The sequence below is a fragment of the Coriobacteriaceae bacterium genome, from assembly GCA_025992855.1.
Classification (GTDB): domain Bacteria; phylum Actinomycetota; class Coriobacteriia; order Coriobacteriales; family Coriobacteriaceae; genus Collinsella.
In genome coordinates, this window is sequence record DAJPGB010000001.1 from 1,614,414 (window position 1) to 1,633,024 (window position 18,611).

An 18,611-nucleotide genomic window follows, 5' to 3' on the forward strand; every position below is an offset into this window, starting at 1 on the left:
AATCCGGGAATCGTCGTAGTAAACCGGTCCGTTTATGAAGCGACCAGCTGGCGCGAGCTGCGCACGGTTCAGTAAATTGACCCGAAGGCGCGGAGAGGGGCTCAGACGAAACCCTCCCGCGGAAGCACCGCGGATTGCTTTGTTCTGGCCGGCGGCACCTGGGGCGACATGCGCGCCCCGGGAAGGAGGGCGGCGGGCTTGCCGCTGCCCGCGGGGCGCGCCCCGCGGGCTATTTCGGGCATCGTGTGTCCCTTCGGCCCCGCGCCTTTCCACGCACCGTAAAATCTTTTCCAAAATTGTCCTTGCATCGGCGGGGGAGTTCCCGTATAGTACTTTCTCGAAAGGGGGCGTAGCTCAGCTGGGAGAGCGCTTGACTGGCAGTCAAGAGGTCAGGGGTTCGATCCCCCTCGTCTCCACCCGAGCATTGAATGAGGCTCCAATGCAAGTTGGAGCCTTTTTTCATATCTATCGATTTACACCATGTGTTGACTGGGCAGCATCTTGGCGACATACCCATTGTTAATTACGAATATGAATGTTAATAACTTTACGTTTCTGGATAGCAAACCTAGTCTGCAGCGCCAATAACAAAGAGGCCGGGCGTAATGCCCGGCCTCGAAATACTCTGGTGGGCCCTCCGGGATTCGAACCCAGAACCCAGGGATTATGAGTCCCCTGCGCTAACCGTTGCGCCAAGAGCCCTTATGAACGGTGAATGCAATTCTAGCAAAGGCAACTCAGGCCTAATTTCTTCGCTTCACGTCGTGATATACTACCATGCACGAGCAAGTCGCACAACGCAAGATCAAGTTCGATGCTAAACAACAGCTAATCTAGGCCCGTCGCAGATAAGAAGTGTTTTATAAAAAGTTAAGGCCTTAAAATCAGGGCTTCAAGACATTTCAGTGTGAAATCAACCTGATGCCATTTCAAAACCATGCTGGTTTACTACGACGGATTGGCGACCTTCGACCACCGCGTGTTCTCAGTTTGCAAAACCGCAGGTAGAGAGTCCGACGGTTACACGAAAAGGCGTGCGTGGTCGAACATTCAAGATACATCGTAGTAAACCGGCATAGTTCTGAGGCGCAGATGAGGAACGGTTCGCAATCGGACCCGATAATGGGACTGGCGACGCATAGGAAATCCGGTTGCGCGGAGAGGGTCGCGTTCCGCGCGCCAAGTCGGCCGGCGTAGGGGCCGTGCGGGGGCCAGGCGCTCCGCAGGCTGGCCCGACCCCGCGGGACTCCGGCGCCCGCGCACCCGGAAAGTTTTTCCAAAATTGCCCTTGCATCGCCGTGAGAGTTCCCGTATAGTACTTCTTCGCACGGGGGCGTAGCTCAGCTGGGAGAGCGCTTGACTGGCAGTCAAGAGGTCAGGGGTTCGATCCCCCTCGTCTCCACCCGAGCATTGAATGAGGCTCCAACGCAAGTTGGGGCCTTTTTTCATATAGGCACACAAGGTCAAAGGCGGCACCATGATCCTCCTGGTCGACAAGATCGAAAAAAGCTTCGGCGCGCGCGTCCTCTTTAGCGGCGCGTCCTTCCAGATCAACCCCGGCGAGCGCTTCGCGCTCGTGGGCCCCAACGGCGCCGGCAAAACCACCATGCTCAAGATCATCATGGGCATCGACAGCCCCGACGCAGGCCAGGTCCAGTACGCCAAGGACTGCCAGGTGGGCTACCTAGAGCAGGAAACCAACCTGGAGCAAAAGGACACCACCATCCTCGCCGAGGTCATGGCAGCCGCCAAGGAAATCCGTCGCATGGGCGAGCGCACCAACGAGCTGCAGGCCCAGATCACCGAGCTCTCTGAGCAGGGCAAGGACGTCGACGCGCTCCTTAACGAGTACGGCCAGGTCCAGGACCGCTTTGAGCACCTGGGCGGCTACGAGCTCGAGAGCAACGCCCGCAAGATCCTATCTGGCCTGGGCTTTAAGGTCACCGACTTTGAGCGCCCGTGCTCCGAGTTCTCGGGCGGCTGGCAGATGCGCATCGCGCTTGCCAAGCTCTTCCTGCGCCACCCCGATTTGCTGCTTCTGGACGAGCCCACCAACCACTTGGACCTCGAAAGCGTCCAGTGGCTGCGCGGCTTTATCGCCAACTACGACGGCGCCGTGCTCATCGTCAGCCACGACCGCGCCTTCATGGACGCCTGCGTCGACCACGTCGCCGCCCTCGAAAACCGTCGCGTAACCACCTACACCGGCAACTACAGCAGCTACCTCAAGCAGCGCGAGGACAACCTGGAGCAGATGCGCGCCAAGCGCGCCGCCCAGGAGCGCGACATCGCCCACATGCAGGTCTTCGTCGATAAGTTCCGCTACAAGCCCACCAAGGCAGCCCAGGCCCAGGAGCGCATCCGCAAAATCGAGCAGATCAAAAAGGAGCTCGTCATCCTGCCCGAGGGCCACAAGCATATCGACTTTAAGTTCCCCGACCCGCCGCGCTCGGGCGATATGGTCGTGGGCCTCGAGGGCGTCTCCAAGTCATACGGCGACAAGCACATCTACAGTGACATCGACCTCAAGCTCTACCGCGGCGAGCACGTGGCACTCGTCGGCCCCAACGGCGCCGGCAAGTCCACGCTCATGAAGATCCTCGCCGGCCTGGAGCCTCCCACCACCGGCACCCGCGACCTGGGCACCAACGTGGGTGTGGCCTACTACGCCCAGCACGCGCTCGAGGGCATGACCGAGTCCAACACCGTCCTGCAAGAGATCGACACCGTCACGCCCAAGTGGACCGTGCCGCAGCAGCGCAGCCTGCTGGGCGCCTTCCTATTTAGCGACAACGACTCCATCGAGAAGCAGGTCCGTGTCCTCTCCGGCGGCGAAAAGGCGCGTCTGGCGCTTGCCAAGATGCTCGTGGCCCCCGAGGCGCTCCTGTGCCTGGACGAGCCCACCAACCACCTGGACATCGACTCGGTAGACATGCTCGAGAACGCCCTGCAAAACTTCCCCGGCACCATCGTGCTGATCAGCCACGACGAGCACCTGGTACGCGCTGTGGCCAACCGCATCATTGACATCCGCGATGGCAAGGTCACGGTCTACGACGGCGACTACGACTACTACCTCTACAAGCGCGAGGACCTCGCAGCCCGCGCCGCGGCCGATGCGGCAGGGGAGAGCGCACCGGCCGCGACCAAGTCCGCTAAGGTCACCGCGGCCCAGCCCGACACCCCCGCGACCGCCTCCAAGCCCGCCGAGGGCAAAAAGACCAAGGAGCAAAAGCGCGCCGAGGCCCAGGCCCGCGCCGCGCTCAACAAAAAGCTCAAGGGCGTGCGCAACCAGCTCAAGAAGATCGAGGCCGAGCTCGACAAAAAGCGCGCCCGCTATGACGAGCTTATGGAATTGATGGCGAGCGAAGAGCTTTATGCCGATCAGGACAAGTTCAACGCCGCGCTGGGGGAATATAACGGCCTTAAGCAAGAGCTGCCCAAGCTCGAGGATGAATGGCTGGAGCTTTCCACCCAGATCGAAGAGGAGACCGCGCGTGAACTCTCGTAAGGCCACCGCCGTGGCGATGAGCATCATCGCCACCGCCTGTCGCATCTGCGGCATCTTTATGAGCGCGATGACCGTGCTGCTGTGTTTTAGCGGCCTCACCGCCAAGCTGCAGATCGTGGGCTTTGTCGTTGAGCTTTCGCGCGCACTGCCGAGCGCCATTGCAGGCTACGGCGTTATCACCTCGCCCTTTGGCGGCGTGTTCCGCCTGGATTATGCCATCGTCGCCGTCATTCTGTTTGTGGCCGACTACCTGCTCACGCGCACCTCGCGCCGCGTCCGCTAGGGGAGCACCATGTCCAGCAGCTACCTCATGAACCTGCTCGCCAGCGCGATTGCCGTCATCGTGGGCATCGTTATCCACGAGAGCGCGCACGCAGCCGCGGCCTGGGCACTCGGCGATAAGACGGCCCGTTCGCGCGGACGCGTCTCGCTCAACCCGCTCAACCATATCGACCCGTTTGGCACCATCATCCTGCCGCTGCTCATGCTCGCAGCCGGTGGCCCGGTGTTTGCCTTCGCCAAGCCCGTGCCCGTCTACCTCAACAACCTCAAGCACCCCAAGCGCGACGAGGTCCTGGTGAGCGTAGCCGGCCCCGCATCGAACATCGCACTCGCGTGTCTTGCTGCCGCCCTCATGCGCCTGACCTATGGCAACCTCTACACCAGCATGTCATTTGCCCTGGCGTCGCAAATTATGAACTTCGGCGCCACGTTTATCGTGGTCAACTTGTCGCTCGCGTTCTTTAACCTCATCCCGATCCCGCCGCTCGACGGCTCATCGATTATCGTGCCGTTCCTCAAGGGCAAGGCGCTCGCCAACTACTACCGCCTGCAGCAATACGCCATGCCCATCCTCATCCTGGTTCTGTACCTGTTGCCCATGTGGACCGGCATCGATGTGATCGGCCGCTATTTCGACGTTACCGTGTATCCACTTGCTGAGCAGCTGCTTAACTTCGCAATCGCCGGTATCTAAGGTAAACTAACAGGTCGACCGTGCAAAACGGTCGCAACATGCACCCAAACCGCGCCGCGAAGGCGCCGTCAAAGGAGGTCGAAGATGTCGTATCGCGTGTCGACGCAGGTCTACAGCGGACCGTTCGACCTGCTGCTGCAGCTGGTAACCCGCCAAAAAGTAGATATCGGCGCCATCTCCATCAGCGAGGTGGCCGAGCAGTACCTTGCCGAGGCCGAGCGCATCGAGGCGCTGGACCTGGACGTGGCGAGCGACTTTTTGCTGGTCGCGGCGACCCTTTTGGATATCAAGGCCGCTTCGCTGGTGCCACAGGAGGCCCCGCGCAAAGCCGACGACGATGACGAGCTCGACGATGACCTCGAGGAGCTCAGCGCGCTCGACGGCGACGCCCTGCGCGAGGTCCTGATTCAGCGCTTGATCGCCTACAAGCAGTTTAAGGGCGCGGCGGCAGCCCTTGGCGCGCGCATGCAGGCCGAAAGCCGAATGCACCCGCGCGTGGCCGGCCCCGACCCTGAGTTCTTGGGCCTGATGCCCGACTATCTGGCCGGCATCACCCTGCGCGGCCTGGCCGTCATCTGTGCCGACCTGGACGGCAAGCGCCAGACCTTCCTGCTGGAAGCCGAGCACGTGGCGCCGCATCGCGTGCCGCTCGACCTGACCGTGGCCTCGGTCGACCGCTTTACTATGGCGCACCAAACCTGCACCTTCCGCGAGCTGCTGGACGGCGACGCCACCACCGAGCAGCTCGTCGTCACCTTCCTGGCCATGCTGGAGCTCGCCAAGCGCGGCTCGCTCACGCTGAGCCAGGACGAGATCTTTGGAACCATCCGCATCAACCGCGTCGAGGGCGCCGAGGCCTATGTGCCCGGTGAGGGCCCCGAGCTCACTGAATAGGAGCGGCAACCATGTCAACCCTTTCCACGCTGGAGGTAAACAGCCTCAAAGGCGCCTTGGAGGCGCTCCTGCTGGTGTCGAGCGATCCGGTGAGCGCCCCCGCGCTGGCCGGTGCGCTGGATATCGCCCCCGGCGAATGCGCATCGCTGCTCGCCGAGCTCAAAGTTGAGTACGAGGAGGCCAACCGCGGCTTTCAGCTGCGCGAGGTCGCCGGCGGCTGGCGCCTGTTTACGCATCCTGCCTACCACGACGTGGTCGAGGCCTATGTGCTGAGCTGGGACACGCAAAAGCTGTCGCAGGCGGCGCTCGAGACCCTGGCCGTCATCGCCTACCACCAGCCCGTCACGCGCGAGGTCGTCAAGGGCATCCGCGGCGTCAACTCCGACGGCGTCATCGCGTCGCTCGTGGATAAGGGTCTGGTGCGCGAACTCGGCCGCGACCCCGAGCGCGGTCAGGCCATCATCTACGGCACGACCAACGCCTTCTTGGAAAAGTTCGGCCTGCGCTCCACTCGCGACCTGCCCGATCTGGAGCAGTTTGCCCCCGACGAGCAATCGCGCCAGTTTATCCGAGAGCGTCTGAGCGGCCGCAGCATTCAGTCGACGCTCGAGGAGCAGGCCGAGGACCTGGACGAAGAGCGTGAGCTGCTCGATTCCGTTATTGATGATGTCGAGGCAGTCGGCAGCGAGGAATCGCTAGCCACCGACGACACTGCGGAGGATACGCATGACGAGGACTAACGAAGTAGGGGAGACGCACGCCATGGGCAACGCAGTACCCGCAACCGACGCCCAGCCCGTCTACCCGCATACCATGCGCCTGCAGCGCTTTTTGGCGCGCGCGGGCGTGGCGAGCCGCCGCGGGTCGGAGGACCTGATGACCGCCGGCCGCGTGACCGTAAACGGCGAGGTCGCGACCGAGCTGGGCACCAAGGTCGATGTCGACTGTGACCACATCGAGGTCGACGGCATGCCCGTTAAGCTCGACCAGGGCGCCGTGTACCTGATGCTCTACAAGCCGACCGGCTACCTCACCACCATGAGCGACCCGCAGGAGCGTCCCTGTGTGGCGGACCTGGTTCCCCGCGACCGATTTCCGAGCCTGTTCCCGGTGGGCCGTCTGGACCGCGACACCACGGGCCTTTTGCTCTTTACCACCGACGGCGACCTGTCGCAGGACCTGCTGCACCCCAGCAAGCATGTCTACAAGACCTACCAGGCACTCGTTGACGGCGAACTGTCCGACCTCGACCTCACGCCGCTGCGTCGTGGCATCGAGCTCGATGACGGTCTGTGCCAGCCGGCAATCTGCCGCGTCATTAACGCACGCGAGGCCGAGGCCGTGGCTCCGCAGGGTGTCAAGCCCGGCACCACCGCCGTGGAGGTCATCATCCGCGAGGGTCGTAAGAACCAGGTCAAGCGCATGCTGGGCAAGATTCACCATCCCGTGATCCGCCTGCATCGCTGTAACTTTGCCGGCCTGGAGCTCAAGGACGTGGCAAAGGGCTCGTGGCGAGAGCTCACCGACCGCGAGGTGCAGATCCTCAAGGCCGGCGGCATCCCGCCTAAGCAGGCCAGCTCCAAGCGCGACAGCGGCAAGCCCCAGGGCACGCCCGCGGCACGCACGCGTCACCACGGCAGCCACGGCTCCGCGCCCAAGCGCAACACCTTCCGCGAGCGCTACACCGGCTAGGCAGACCGCCAACCTAAACAGCTCCCGCGTCCCATACCAGCACGTTAATCACCGAAAGGAAGCATTGCATGATCGTCGCCATCGACGGCCCCGCCGGTTCCGGCAAGTCCACTATCGCCAAGGAGATCGCCCGCCAGTTGGGCTTTAACAAGCTCGACACGGGCGCTATGTATCGCGCCGTCACCTTCGCCGCGCTCGACCGTGGCATCGACCTGGACGACGAGGCGGCCATAGACGCCCTCGCCGAGCAGATCGAAATCCGCTTTACCAACGGCACTGGCGAAGACACACGCCTGACCATTGACGGCCAGGACGCTTCGGCCGCCATCCGCACCCCGCAGGTGGACGCCAACGTGTCCAAGGTCTCGGCCTACCCGGGCGTGCGCGCGGCCATGCTCATCCATCAGCGCCGCGCCGCCGAGGACCGCGATATCGTGGCCGAGGGTCGCGACATCGGCACCGTCGTATTCCCCAACGCGCAAGTCAAGGTCTTCCTGACCGCCGACCCGCGCGAGCGCGCCCGTCGCCGCGTGCTTCAGCGTCACCAGAACGATACGCAGCCGCTCACCACCGAGCAGCTCGAGGCCGAAGTCGACGAGACCCTCGACGCCCTCAAGCAGCGCGACAAGCTCGACAGCAGCCGCGAGGTCGCGCCGCTCGTTCCCGCCGAGGACGCCGTGCATGTCGACTCCACCGCCCACACCATCGACGAGGTCGTCCGCATTATCGAGGACCTCATCAACCAAAGGAGGTAGCCCATGCGCCTGTTTAAACAGACGCCCGAGGATTACTACAACGCCCCTTATGCCGAGTTCCCCGCGCTTATCCGCGGCACCGTCGCCGTAGTCATGGCAATCCTTTGGGCCTTCTCCAAGCTCATGTGGCGCTGGAAGGTCGAGGATGCCGATCTGTTGTTTGAGCGCCAGGAAGGCCGCGGCAGCGTGGTTATCTGCAACCACACCTCGATGGCTGAGCTCCTGGCTGTAGAGACGGCGCTGTTCTTTGGCGGCCGCCGCATTCGCCCCATTTTTAAGTCCGAGTTTGCCAAGAGCAAGATCGTGCGCTGGGCCTTTAGCCGCGTGGGCGGTATTCCCGTCGAGCGCGGTACCGCCGACATGAAGTGCCTGCGTGCCGCCCAGCATGCGCTGCAGCGCGGCGAAGACGTCTTGATCTTCCCCGAGGGCACGCGCATCCGCTCGCGCGAGATCAAGCCCGAGGTCCACGGCGGTTTTGCGCTCATCGCCCAGATGGGCAAGGCACCCGTGAACCCGCTCGCCATCTGCGGCTGGTCCGACATCACGCCTGCGGGCAAAAAGTTCATGCGTCCCAAAAAATGTTGGATCCGCGCCGGCAAGGCCGTCTCGCTTTCCGACGCGCCGGCCGGGCTTAAGCGCACGGAGCGTCTGACCTGGTTTGAGTCCGAGGCAATGGGCCGAGTCTATAAGATGCGCGACGAGCTGTGCGCCGAGCACCCGGGCAGGTTCTAGCCATGGACGAGAACGTTATGGGCACCACCGCGACTGCATCCGACCAGGACGGCGCACCCACCATCGAGATCGCGGCCCACGCCGGCACCTGCTACGGCGTGCAGCGCGCGCTCGACATGGCGCTGGCCGCCGCGCCCCAGGCAGGGGAGAGCGCTCAGGTCCACACCCTGGGGCCGCTCATCCACAACCCCATCGTCGTGCGCGAGCTCGCCGAGGCCGGCATTGGCTTGGCCGACACCCTGGACGACGCGGCATCGGGCACCGTAATCATCCGCGCCCACGGCGTGGTGCCGCAGGTGATCGATGCGGCTCACGATCGCGGTCTTACCGTGGTCGACGCCACCTGCCCCTACGTGAAAAAGGTCCACGTGGCGGCGGAGCGCTTGGTACGCGAGGGCTATCACGTGGTAGTCGTGGGCGAGCCGGGCCACCCCGAAGTCGAGGGCATCCTGGGCCACGCCGGCGATGATGCGCAAGTCGTAAGCTGTGCCGCTGACGCCGACGAGCTGTCGCTCAAGGGCAAGGTGGGCCTCGTTGTGCAGACCACCCAAACCGCGCAGAACCTCGCCGAGGTCGTAGCTGCCATCACCCCGCGTGTGCAGGAACTGCGCGTGATCAACACGATCTGCGCCGCTACGAGCGAGCGCCAGCAGGCCGCCGCCGCACTTGCCAACCGCTGCGACTGCATGGTCGTCGTGGGCGGCAAAAACTCCGGCAACACCCGCCGTCTGGCGCAGATCTGCGCGGACGCCTGCGAGCGCACGCATCATATCGAGGAGGCAAGCGAGCTCGAGGCCGCGTGGTTTGTCGACGCGCGCCACATCGGTATTACCGCCGGCGCTTCCACCCCGCAAGAACACATCGAACGCGCCGTCGCGCGCATCAAGGAGCTTTGCCGCTAATCATGGACCAGACCGTACCCGCATACGCCGCCGAGGTGGCCGATTACGGGCGCAGCCGCGACCCCGAGCCGGGTGAGGGCGCGCTCGTAAAGAGCGTGCGTCCCGAATCGCCCGCATGGGATGTGGGTATCGAGCCGGGCATGCGCGTGCTCACGGTCAACGGCGAGGCACTGACCGACATGATTGTGTGGCTCTGGGAGTCCGATGACGATACCGTCGAGTTGGAGGTTTTCGACCCGCGCGACGACACCGTCACCCCCGTCGAGCTCGACCGCTTCCCAGGAGAGGACTGGGGCTTGGAGTTCGATGGGCCCATCTTCGACGGCATGCGCACCTGCGTGAACGCCTGCGTGTTCTGCTTTATGACCATGCTGCCCAAGGGCGGCCGCTCAACGCTCTATATTCGCGACGACGACTACCGCCTGAGCTTTTTGCAGGGCAACTTCGTCACGCTCACGAACCTCACCGACGAGGACGTGCAAAACGTCATCGACCGCAACATGAGCCCCATGAACGTGTCGGTCCACGCCGTGAGCCCCGACGTCCGCCGCCGCATGATGGGACGCAACGCCCAGCGCGGCATGGACGTGCTCGAGGCCATCATGGCCGCCGGCATCGAGATCCACGCGCAGATCGTGTTGTGCCCCGGCATGAACGACGGTGAGGAGCTGGAGAAAACGCTGCGTTACTGCGAGGAGCACGAACAAATTACGAGCCTGGGTATCGTGCCGCTCGGCTTTACCAAGCACCAGAACCGCTTTAGCTGGTCCTACAGCGACAAGCCCGAGCTCGCGCGCGAGACCATTGCCATGATCCGGCCCTTCCAGGATCGTGCCTACGAGCGCTTTGGCCGCCACACCTTCCAGATGAGCGACGAGTTCTACCTGGACGCCGGCATCGAGCCTCCCGAGGCCGATTTCTACGACGGCTACCCGCAGTACTACGACGGCATCGGCATGATCCGCTCGTATCTGGACGAGACGGACGATGTGCTCGCCGCCGATGCCGAGCGCCTGGCCCGCGTTCGCGAAGCCATTACCGCCCGCGACCAGCGCCTGCTGTGCCTCTCGGGTGCCAGCGCACGCGACACTGTGGCGCGCTTCGTGGAGTCGCCGCGGGGCCTCGCCGGCACCGTCACGGCTATCAAGAACCGCTACTTTGGCGGCAATGTGGACGTAACCGGCCTCATCGTCGCGAGCGATATCCTGGAGCAGCTGCCGCAAGACCTGTCGGGGGTTATGCTCTTTGTGCCTAAGCTCATGTTCAACGCTGACGGCATGACGCTTGACGAGTATCATCGTGACGATTTACTCGCAAGCCTTATCAGTCGCGGCGCCGAGGTTCATGTGGTGTCGACCATGCCGCATGAGCTGCTCGATACCCTAGAGCACATCCTTAGCATTGTGCCTGCCGACTCTACTAATTCCGCTGACCCTACCCATTAAAGGAGAGCAGATGAAACCTATCGTCGCCGTCGTCGGACGCCCCAACGTGGGCAAGTCCACGCTCGTCAACCGCCTGGCCCAGACCTCGGACGCCATCGTCCACGAGTCCCGCGGTGTCACGCGCGACCGCTCGTATCACACGGCCGATTGGAACGGCCGCGAGTTCACCATCGTCGACACGGGCGGTATCGAGCCGCTCAAGAGCGACGACGTCTTTGCCACGTCCATCCGCGACCAGGCGCTCGCCGCCGCCGAGGAAGCCGCCGTCATCCTGTTTGTGGTCGATGGCCGCACCGGCGTCACCGAGGAGGACGAGTCGGTCGCCCGCATGCTCAAGCGCTGCGACAAGCCGGTCTTTCTGCTGGTGAACAAGCTCGACAACCCCGATCGCGAGAACGACAGCATCTGGGAGTTCTATTCCCTCGGCGTCGGCGAGCCCACGCCGCTCTCGGCCCTGCATGGTCATGGCACGGGCGACCTGCTCGACGATATTGTGGCCCTGCTTCCGGAGGAAGAGGACGACGTCGCCGATGAGTTCCCCGACGCGCTGAACGTCGCCATCATCGGCCGCCCCAACGCCGGTAAGTCTTCGCTGTTCAACCGCATCCTGGGCGCCGACCGCTCTATCGTGTCCAACATTGCCGGCACCACGCGCGACGCCATCGACACCGTCGTGGAGCGCAACGGCAAGCACTACCGCATGGTCGACACCGCGGGCATCCGCAAGAAGAGCACCGTGTACGAGAACATCGAGTACTACTCGATGGTCCGCGGCCTGCGCGCCATCGACCGCGCCGACGTGGCGCTGCTCGTCGTCGACGCCTCCGTGGGCGTTACCGAACAGGACCAGAAGGTCATGGGTCTTGCCATCGAGCGCGGCTGTGCCATCGTTGTGCTGCTCAACAAGTGGGACCTGCTCGACGATGACCGCAAGCGCGAGGCCTGCATGGAGACCGTCGACCGCCGTCTGGGCGTCATGGCTCCCTGGGCCCAGTACCTGCGCATCTCAGCCCTGACCGGCCGCAGCGTCGAGAAGATCTGGGCAATGGTAGACGCCGCCGAAAAGACGCGCTCGCAGAAGATCAGCACCTCGCGCCTCAACACGTTCCTCACCGACCTGCGCGAGTTCGGTCATACCGTGGTGGACGGCAAGCGCCGCCTGCGCATGCACTACGTGACCCAGACGGGCGTCAACCCGCCGACGTTTACGTTCTTCGTCAACCACAGCGACCTGGTCAACGACACCTACCAGCGCTACGTGGAGAATCGCATGCGCTCGACCTTCGACTTTGCCGGCACGCCCATTCGACTCTTCTTTAGGAAGAAGGAGCAAAAGGATGCATAATCCGATTCTGCTGACCGCCATCTGCGCCGTGGTCTCGTTCTTTATCGGGGCGATTCCGTTTGGCCTGATCTTGGGACGCGTGTTCAACCACACCGACATTCGCAAGGCGGGTTCCGGCAACATCGGCACCACCAACGCCCTGCGCGTGGCCGGCCCCAAGGTGGCCGCACTCACCCTGCTGCTCGACTGCCTTAAGGGCGCCATCTGTGTCCTTATCGCCCGTCCGCTCATCGCGGGCGTGGGCTATGGCTTCCCCGTAAGCATCATGGCGCCCGGAGCCCCCGGCGATTGGATGCTCGGCGTCATTTGCCTGGCAGCGGTGTGGGGCCATATCTTCTCGCCCTACCTCAACTTCCATGGCGGCAAGGGTATCGCGGTTGGTCTGGGCGTCATCCTCGCCTGGTGCTGGCCCATTGGCCTGTCGCTGCTGGGCATGTTTATCGTGGCCGTCGCCATCACCAAGATTGTGTCGGTGGGCTCGCTTGCCGCGGCCATCGGTCTTCCCATCGCCGCCTGCGCGGTCTTTCCGTACAGCAGCCTGGGACTTAAGTTTTGCATGGCGCTAATCGGCATCACCGTGGTGTGGGCCCATCGTGCGAACATCAAAAAGCTCATGACGGGTAAGGAGTCCAAGCTCTCGTTTACCAAGCGCGTCACCGAGCCCGACGATAAGTAGGAGAGAGTCATGAATGTTGCGCTGATTGGCTCCGGCTCCTGGGGAACCGCCGTCGCCGGCCTTGCCGCCGCGCGAACCGAGCGCGTGACCATGTGGGCCCATAGCGAGCAGACGGCCGCCGGCATCAATGGCGAGCACTGCAACCCCCGGTATCTGGTGGATTACGTGCTGCCGGAAAACGTCGTCGCCACGACGGATCTGGCCCAGGCGCTCGACGGCGTCGAGGCCATCATCTTTGCCGTGCCCTCCACGCACCTGCGCAGCGTATGCCATCAGGCGGCACCTTGTATCGCCACCGACACCCCGGTGCTCTGCCTCACCAAGGGCATTGAGCCCGAGTCCGGCCTGCTCATGAGCGAGGTCATTGCCAGCGAGATCGGCAACGAGCGGCGTGTGGCGGCCCTCTCGGGCCCCAACCATGCCGAGGAGATTTGCCGCGGTGGGCTCTCTGCCGCCGTCATCGCCAGCAAAGATACGCAGGTAGGGGAGACCTTTAAGGAGCTGCTGCTGTCCACGGCCTTCCGCATCTACCTGTCGCAGGATATGACCGGCGTCGAGGTTTGCGGCGCCATGAAAAACGTCATCGCCATCGTATGCGGCATCTCCGCCGGTTCTGGTGCGGGCGACAACACACTTGCCCTTATCATGACGCGCGGCCTGGCCGAGATCAGCCGTCTGGTGCACGCCCGCGGCGGTCAAGCTATGACCTGCATGGGTCTTGCCGGCATGGGTGACCTCATTGCCACCTGCACCTCCGAGCATTCGCGCAACCGCACCTTTGGCTACGAGTTTGCCCACGGCGTCTCGCTCGACGAGTACCAGGCACGTACGCATATGGTGGTCGAGGGCGCCGTCGCGGCCCGCAGCGTCAGTGAGCTTGCCCGTTCACTGGGCGTAGACATTCCGCTCACCTTTGCCGTGGAGCAAACGCTCTACAACGGTGTTACTTTGGATAGGGCGCTCGAGATTCTTACCGATCGCGTCCCTTCTCAAGAGTTCTACGGACTTACCGACTAGTGCAGAAAGGCTACTACCATGGGTTCCATTAAAATCGCTCCGTCCGTCCTCTCGGCCGACATGGCCAACCTCAAGGGCGAACTCGACAAGATCGCCGGTGCCGACTACGTGCACTTCGACGTAATGGACGGCCACTTTACCGGCAACCTCACCTTTGGCGTTGACATCCTCAAGGCCGTCAAGCGCTCCACCGACGTGCCGGTCGACGCGCACCTGATGGTGTCGAACCCCGACGAGACGGTCGATTGGTACGCCGACGCCGGTGCCGACATGATCACCGTGCACTACGAGGCTTCCACGCACCTGCACCGCACGCTCACGCATCTGCAGCAGCGCGGCGTCAAGGCCGGCGTGGTGCTCAACCCCGCCACCCCCGTGTGCGTGCTCGAGAGCATCATCGACGTCGTCGATATGGTGCTGCTCATGAGTGTGAACCCGGGCTTTGGCGGCCAGAGCTTTATCCCGGGCACCATCGCAAAGCTTCACGAGCTCAAGGCCATGTGCGAGCGTCACGGCGTTTCGCCCCTCATCGAGGTCGACGGCGGTATTTCTTCCAAGAACATTGCCGAGGTCGTCAAGGCCGGCGCCAACGTGCTCGTAGCCGGCTCCGCCGTTTTTAAGTCCGAAGATCCCGCCGCCGAGGTTGCGCTGCTGCAGAAGCTGGGCAATGAGGCCGCACAGGAGGCATAAACCCTTATGACCGCAGGTCAAAACCGCATACCCGTGAATCTTGACTATGCCGCCTCGACGCCCATGCGCGCCGAGGCGCTCCTTGTGCAGCGTGAGTACGATGATAGCGAGCTCGCCGGCGTCAACCCCAACTCGCTGCACTCACTTGGCCGCAAGGCCGCCGCACGCCTGGAAGTCGCCCGTCGCGAGATCGCCCGCAGCTTTGGCGCACGCGTTCGCCCGTCCGAGATCATCCTTACCAACGGCGGCACCGAGGCCAACCAGCTGGCGCTGCTCGGTCTTGCCGAGGGCGCTCGTCAGCGCGATCGCAAGCGTAACCGTGTGATCGTATCTGCCATCGAGCACGATTCGATTCTGGACAACCTGCCGCTGCTTCGTGCCGCCGGCTTTACCGTCGATCTGGTGCAACCCTGCCGCGCGGGCTACGTTGAGCCTGCCACGCTTGTCGAGCTGCTCGGCGACGACGTGGCGCTCGTAAGCATCATGGCCGCCAACAACGAGACCGGCGTGGTACAACCTATCCGCGAGCTTGCCTCGGCCGCGCATACCGCAGGCGCCCTGTTCCACACCGATGCCATCCAGGGCTACTTGCATATTCCGCTCGATGTCACCGAGCTGGGCGTCGACGCCATGTCCGTCGCAGCCCACAAGATTGGCGGTCCCGTGGCATCTGGCGCACTCTACCTTAAGAGCCGCACGCCGCTGCGCCCGCGCATCTTTGGCGGCGGACAGGAGGCCGGTCGTCGTGCCGGCACGCAAGACCTGCGAACGCAGCTCGCCTTTGCCGCTGCCGCCTCGTCTCTGACGCCCCATGTGGCTCAGGAGCGCGCGAAGCTGCAAGCCCTTTCCGACAAGCTCTACGCCACGCTTACGGCCCACCCGCGCATTCACGCCACCATGGGTGACTACGCGCAAGCCGACCGTCTGCCCGGCATGGTATCGATCTACATTGATGGCATGGACTCCGAGGAACTCATCATTAAGCTCGACGCCGCCGGCTTTGAGGTTTCGGCCGGCTCGGCGTGCTCGAGCGGCAGCATGGACCCGAGCCATGTTTTAAGCGCGATGGGCATCGGTCGCGAGCAGGCATTGGGCGCACTGCGCATTTCCTTTGACGACCGCGTGAATCCGGACGATCTGGACGAGTTTGCCCAGACGCTGCTCTCGATCGTAGGCGCCGCATGATCGTCGCCGAGCTTGAGCGCGCGCTGCTGGCACGCTATCCCAAGACCAATGCCGAGAGTTGGGACCATGTAGGACTTTCCGTCGGCGACCCTGCCGCGGAGATTACCGGTTTTGCCTGCGCACTCGATGCGACCGAAGCCAATGTGCACCGCGCCCAGGAGGCCGGCGCCAACGTGCTGCTAACGCATCATCCCATCTATATCAAGGCGCCCGAGGCGTTTTGCCCGCCCGGTGCGACGCGCCCCCAATGCAGCGCGGCGCTCTACGAGGCAGCCCGTTGCGGCGTGAGCATTATCTCGCTCCACACCAACCTGGACCGCTCGCACGAGGCACGTATCTGCCTAAGTAGGCTTTTGGACGCCGCGCCCGCAAGCTCGTTGGAGCACGTGGACGACCCCGAGGCCTGCGGACTGGGCGTACTCGCGACCCTCCACGACCCCTGCAGCCTGCGCAACCTTGCCGCACGCGCCGCAGCGGCGTTTGGCAGCGACCCGCGCGTGTGGGGCGAGGCCGATCACCCGTGCCGAACCATCGCAATTTTGGGCGGTTCGCTGGGTGACTTTGGCGAGCTTGCCATCGCCGCCGGTGCGGATGTCATCGTGACGGGCGAGGCGGGCTACCACGCGGCACAGGACCTCACTCTGCGCGGTCTGCCGGTGATCTTGCTCGGCCACGACCGCTCCGAGGAGCCGTTCGTTGATATATTGATGAACTCTGCAGTTGACGCCGGAGTTGACCCCCGTCATGCGATTAAAATACTGAACCCTTGCCAATGGTGGACTGTGACAAAAGGAGAGAACTTATGAGCGCCGGCGCTACGCTACTCAAGCTGCAACAGATCGATTTGGAGCTCGCCCGCAACAAGAGCGAACTTGCCAATATGCCGGAGCTCAAGGAGCTCGCTTCCAAGCGCAAGACCTATGTAAAGCTCAAGGCCGAAATGACCAAGCTCTACGCTCAGCGCAAGGACCTGGATATTGAGCTCGACGATCTCAACACCACCGAGATTCAGACCAACAACGCCATCGAGGCTGCCAAGAAGCGCCATGTCGACGGCTCCGACTACCGCGAGGTTCAGGACCTAGAGAACGAGCTCGCCACCCTGGCCAAGCGTCTGGACAAGATCGAGCACACCCGCAAGGACGTCGTCGTCGCCCACAAGGAGGCGCTCGACCGCGAGGCTCGCGCGCAGGCCATCATCGCCAAGTTCGAGGAGGGCGTGAAGGCCGATACCAAGGCCGCCCGCGCCAAGGCTGCCGACCTGCAGGCTCAGATCGAAGCCGCCACTAAGGAGCGCACCGCGCTTGCCGCCACGCTGCCGACCGACGTGCTCACCGACTACGAGCGTCTGCTGAAGCAGTTCCGCGGCCTGGCCGTCGAGACCATCCAGGGCAACATTCCCACGGTCTGCCACACCGCGCTGCAGGCATCGTCCATGAGCGACCTCAACCACGACGGCAGCGAGATTACGCACTGCCCGTACTGCCACCGCCTCCTGGTACTCCCGAGCAAGGAAGCCTAGCGATGACGGCGGCATCCAACAATTCAATGCAACTTGAGGGAAAAACGATCCTGCTGGGCATTACCGGCGGGATCGCCGCCTATAAGTCGTGCAATATCGTGCGCCAGCTCCAAAAGCGCGGCGCGCGCGTCAAGGTCGTTATGAGCGAGCATGCCACCGAGTTTGTCGGCCCGCTCACCTTCCGTGCGCTCACCAACGAGCCCGTCGCCGTAGGCCTGTTCGACGACCCCTCCGACCCCATCCATCACATTTCGCTGGCGCAAGAGCCCGATCTGGTGGTCGTGGCGCCCGCGACGGCCAATATCATCGCCAAGATGGCCAACGGCATCGCCGACGACCTCATCTCCACCACGCTACTTGCGACGCCGCGACCCATCGCGATCGCACCCGCTATGAACAACGGCATGTGGAAGGCGCCGGCGACACAGGCCAACATGTCCACGCTGCGCGAGCGCGGTGTCCATGTGGTGGGACCCGGCAGCGGCTACCTTGCCTGCGGCGACGTGGACACGGGACGCATGAGCGAGCCCGAGGACATCGTCGAGGCTGTCTGCGAGGTGCTCAACCCCGCGCCTCAGGACCTGGCAGGTAAGCGCATCGTGATTACCGCCGGCCCCACGCACGAGCCGATCGATCCCGTGCGCTTTATTGGCAACCGGTCGTCGGGCAAGATGGGCATCGCCCTGGCGGGGGAGGCCACTCGCCGCGGTGCCGCCGTCACGCTCGTGCTGGGACCGACATCGCTTGATGTTCCCCGCGGCGTGGAGTGCGTGCGTGTGCAAACCGCCACAGAGATGCTGCAGGCGGCTCTGAGCGCCTTTCAGACGGCCGATGCGGCCATTTGTGCGGCTGCCGTCGCTGACTACACACCCGCCGCTCCAGCCGACCATAAACTCAAAAAATCCAACGAGCGTTTGGATCGCATTGAACTGGTCGAGACCGTTGACATCTTGGCCGAGCTTTCGCGTCAAAAGGGAGTGCGGCGCGTAATCGGCTTTGCGGCCGAGACCGATAACGTCGTGGAGTACGCGCAGCGTAAGCTCGCCCGCAAGGGTTGTGATGCCATTATCGCTAACGATGTCTCACGCGCCGATTCGGGCTTTGGAACCGACACTAACAAGGCCTGGATCGTAAGCACAACGGGCACGCAAGAACTTCCCGTGCTAACAAAACCCCAGCTCGCAGATACAATTTTGAACTTGCTTCAAAATTTATAAAAAAGTTCTTGCACAAGTCTAAAGTTTCGGGTTAATATACTCCCTGTTGCGA

Annotated in this window: 18 protein-coding genes and 3 tRNA genes; 20 read left to right on the forward strand and 1 reads right to left on the reverse strand. The window is 63.2% G+C overall.

Going from position 1 to position 18,611, the window contains the following annotated elements:
• The first annotated feature begins 343 nt into the window (after positions 1-343).
• A tRNA-Ala gene (locus OIL88_06825) sits at positions 344-416 on the forward strand.
• A gap of 210 nt (positions 417-626) precedes the next feature.
• On the opposite strand, the gene OIL88_06830 is transcribed toward OIL88_06825, so the two are convergent.
• Positions 627-702, reverse strand: a tRNA-Ile gene (locus OIL88_06830).
• Positions 703-1,329: 627 nt separating this feature from the next.
• Here OIL88_06830 and OIL88_06835 point away from each other — a divergent pair.
• The 19 genes from OIL88_06835 (at position 1,330) to coaBC (ending at position 18,559) form a co-directional block, all read left to right on the forward strand.
• Positions 1,330-1,402, forward strand: a tRNA-Ala gene (locus tag OIL88_06835).
• Between the two features lie 75 nt (positions 1,403-1,477).
• Positions 1,478-3,511 carry an ABC-F family ATP-binding cassette domain-containing protein gene (locus OIL88_06840; protein ID HJI72075.1) on the forward strand — a complete coding sequence of 678 codons (2,034 nt, stop codon included), beginning with the start codon at positions 1,478-1,480 and terminating at the stop codon, positions 3,509-3,511.
• The gene (locus OIL88_06845) at positions 3,498-3,794 is read left to right on the forward strand and encodes a hypothetical protein (GenBank protein HJI72076.1); all 297 of its coding nucleotides are present in this window, start codon (positions 3,498-3,500) and stop codon (positions 3,792-3,794) included. The genes OIL88_06840 and OIL88_06845 overlap by 14 nt, the downstream gene beginning before the upstream one ends.
• 9 nt (positions 3,795-3,803) lie before the next feature.
• The gene (locus OIL88_06850; protein ID HJI72077.1) at positions 3,804-4,487 is read left to right on the forward strand and encodes a site-2 protease family protein; all 684 of its coding nucleotides are present in this window, start codon (positions 3,804-3,806) and stop codon (positions 4,485-4,487) included.
• Positions 4,488-4,571: 84 nt separating this feature from the next.
• A complete protein-coding gene (locus OIL88_06855) occupies positions 4,572-5,381 on the forward strand; it encodes a segregation/condensation protein A (GenBank protein ID HJI72078.1) in 810 nt (269 codons plus the stop codon).
• An 11-nt stretch (positions 5,382-5,392) separates the two neighbouring features.
• Positions 5,393-6,121, forward strand: coding sequence for an SMC-Scp complex subunit ScpB (gene scpB / locus OIL88_06860; GenBank protein HJI72079.1), 729 nt, complete (start codon positions 5,393-5,395; stop codon positions 6,119-6,121).
• 22 nt (positions 6,122-6,143) lie between these two features.
• Complete coding sequence (locus OIL88_06865; GenBank protein ID HJI72080.1) at positions 6,144-7,073, forward strand: rRNA pseudouridine synthase; 930 nt, start codon at positions 6,144-6,146, stop codon at positions 7,071-7,073.
• Positions 7,074-7,141: 68 nt separating this feature from the next.
• Positions 7,142-7,828 carry a (d)CMP kinase gene (gene cmk / locus OIL88_06870; protein ID HJI72081.1) on the forward strand — a complete coding sequence of 229 codons (687 nt, stop codon included), beginning with the start codon at positions 7,142-7,144 and terminating at the stop codon, positions 7,826-7,828.
• Between the two features lie 3 nt (positions 7,829-7,831).
• Complete coding sequence (locus tag OIL88_06875; protein HJI72082.1) at positions 7,832-8,560, forward strand: 1-acyl-sn-glycerol-3-phosphate acyltransferase; 729 nt, start codon at positions 7,832-7,834, stop codon at positions 8,558-8,560.
• A gap of 2 nt (positions 8,561-8,562) precedes the next feature.
• Positions 8,563-9,462 carry a 4-hydroxy-3-methylbut-2-enyl diphosphate reductase gene (locus tag OIL88_06880; GenBank protein ID HJI72083.1) on the forward strand — a complete coding sequence of 300 codons (900 nt, stop codon included), beginning with the start codon at positions 8,563-8,565 and terminating at the stop codon, positions 9,460-9,462.
• A 2-nt stretch (positions 9,463-9,464) separates the two neighbouring features.
• Positions 9,465-10,907 (forward strand): DUF512 domain-containing protein, encoded by a 1,443-nt coding sequence (locus tag OIL88_06885; protein HJI72084.1) that lies wholly within the window; start codon positions 9,465-9,467, stop codon positions 10,905-10,907.
• Positions 10,908-10,917: 10 nt separating this feature from the next.
• Positions 10,918-12,252 (forward strand): ribosome biogenesis GTPase Der, encoded by a 1,335-nt coding sequence (gene der / locus OIL88_06890; protein HJI72085.1) that lies wholly within the window; start codon positions 10,918-10,920, stop codon positions 12,250-12,252.
• On the forward strand, positions 12,245-12,928 hold the full coding sequence (plsY, locus tag OIL88_06895; GenBank protein HJI72086.1) for a glycerol-3-phosphate 1-O-acyltransferase PlsY: 684 nt from the start codon (positions 12,245-12,247) through the stop codon (positions 12,926-12,928). The genes der and plsY overlap by 8 nt, the downstream gene beginning before the upstream one ends.
• Positions 12,929-12,937: 9 nt before the next feature.
• Complete coding sequence (locus OIL88_06900; protein HJI72087.1) at positions 12,938-13,945, forward strand: NAD(P)-dependent glycerol-3-phosphate dehydrogenase; 1,008 nt, start codon at positions 12,938-12,940, stop codon at positions 13,943-13,945.
• Between the two features lie 18 nt (positions 13,946-13,963).
• Positions 13,964-14,635: a ribulose-phosphate 3-epimerase gene (gene rpe, locus OIL88_06905; GenBank protein ID HJI72088.1), complete on the forward strand. Its 672-nt coding sequence runs from the start codon at positions 13,964-13,966 to the stop codon at positions 14,633-14,635.
• Positions 14,636-14,641: 6 nt separating this feature from the next.
• On the forward strand, positions 14,642-15,820 hold the full coding sequence (locus OIL88_06910) for a cysteine desulfurase (GenBank protein ID HJI72089.1): 1,179 nt from the start codon (positions 14,642-14,644) through the stop codon (positions 15,818-15,820).
• A complete protein-coding gene (locus OIL88_06915; GenBank protein HJI72090.1) occupies positions 15,817-16,626 on the forward strand; it encodes a Nif3-like dinuclear metal center hexameric protein in 810 nt (269 codons plus the stop codon). The genes OIL88_06910 and OIL88_06915 overlap by 4 nt, the downstream gene beginning before the upstream one ends.
• Positions 16,623-17,342: a hypothetical protein gene (locus OIL88_06920; GenBank protein ID HJI72091.1), complete on the forward strand. Its 720-nt coding sequence runs from the start codon at positions 16,623-16,625 to the stop codon at positions 17,340-17,342. The genes OIL88_06915 and OIL88_06920 overlap by 4 nt, the downstream gene beginning before the upstream one ends.
• Positions 17,343-17,344: 2 nt before the next feature.
• The gene (gene coaBC / locus OIL88_06925) at positions 17,345-18,559 is read left to right on the forward strand and encodes a bifunctional phosphopantothenoylcysteine decarboxylase/phosphopantothenate--cysteine ligase CoaBC (GenBank protein HJI72092.1); all 1,215 of its coding nucleotides are present in this window, start codon (positions 17,345-17,347) and stop codon (positions 18,557-18,559) included.
• Positions 18,560-18,611: the final 52 nt, after the last annotated feature.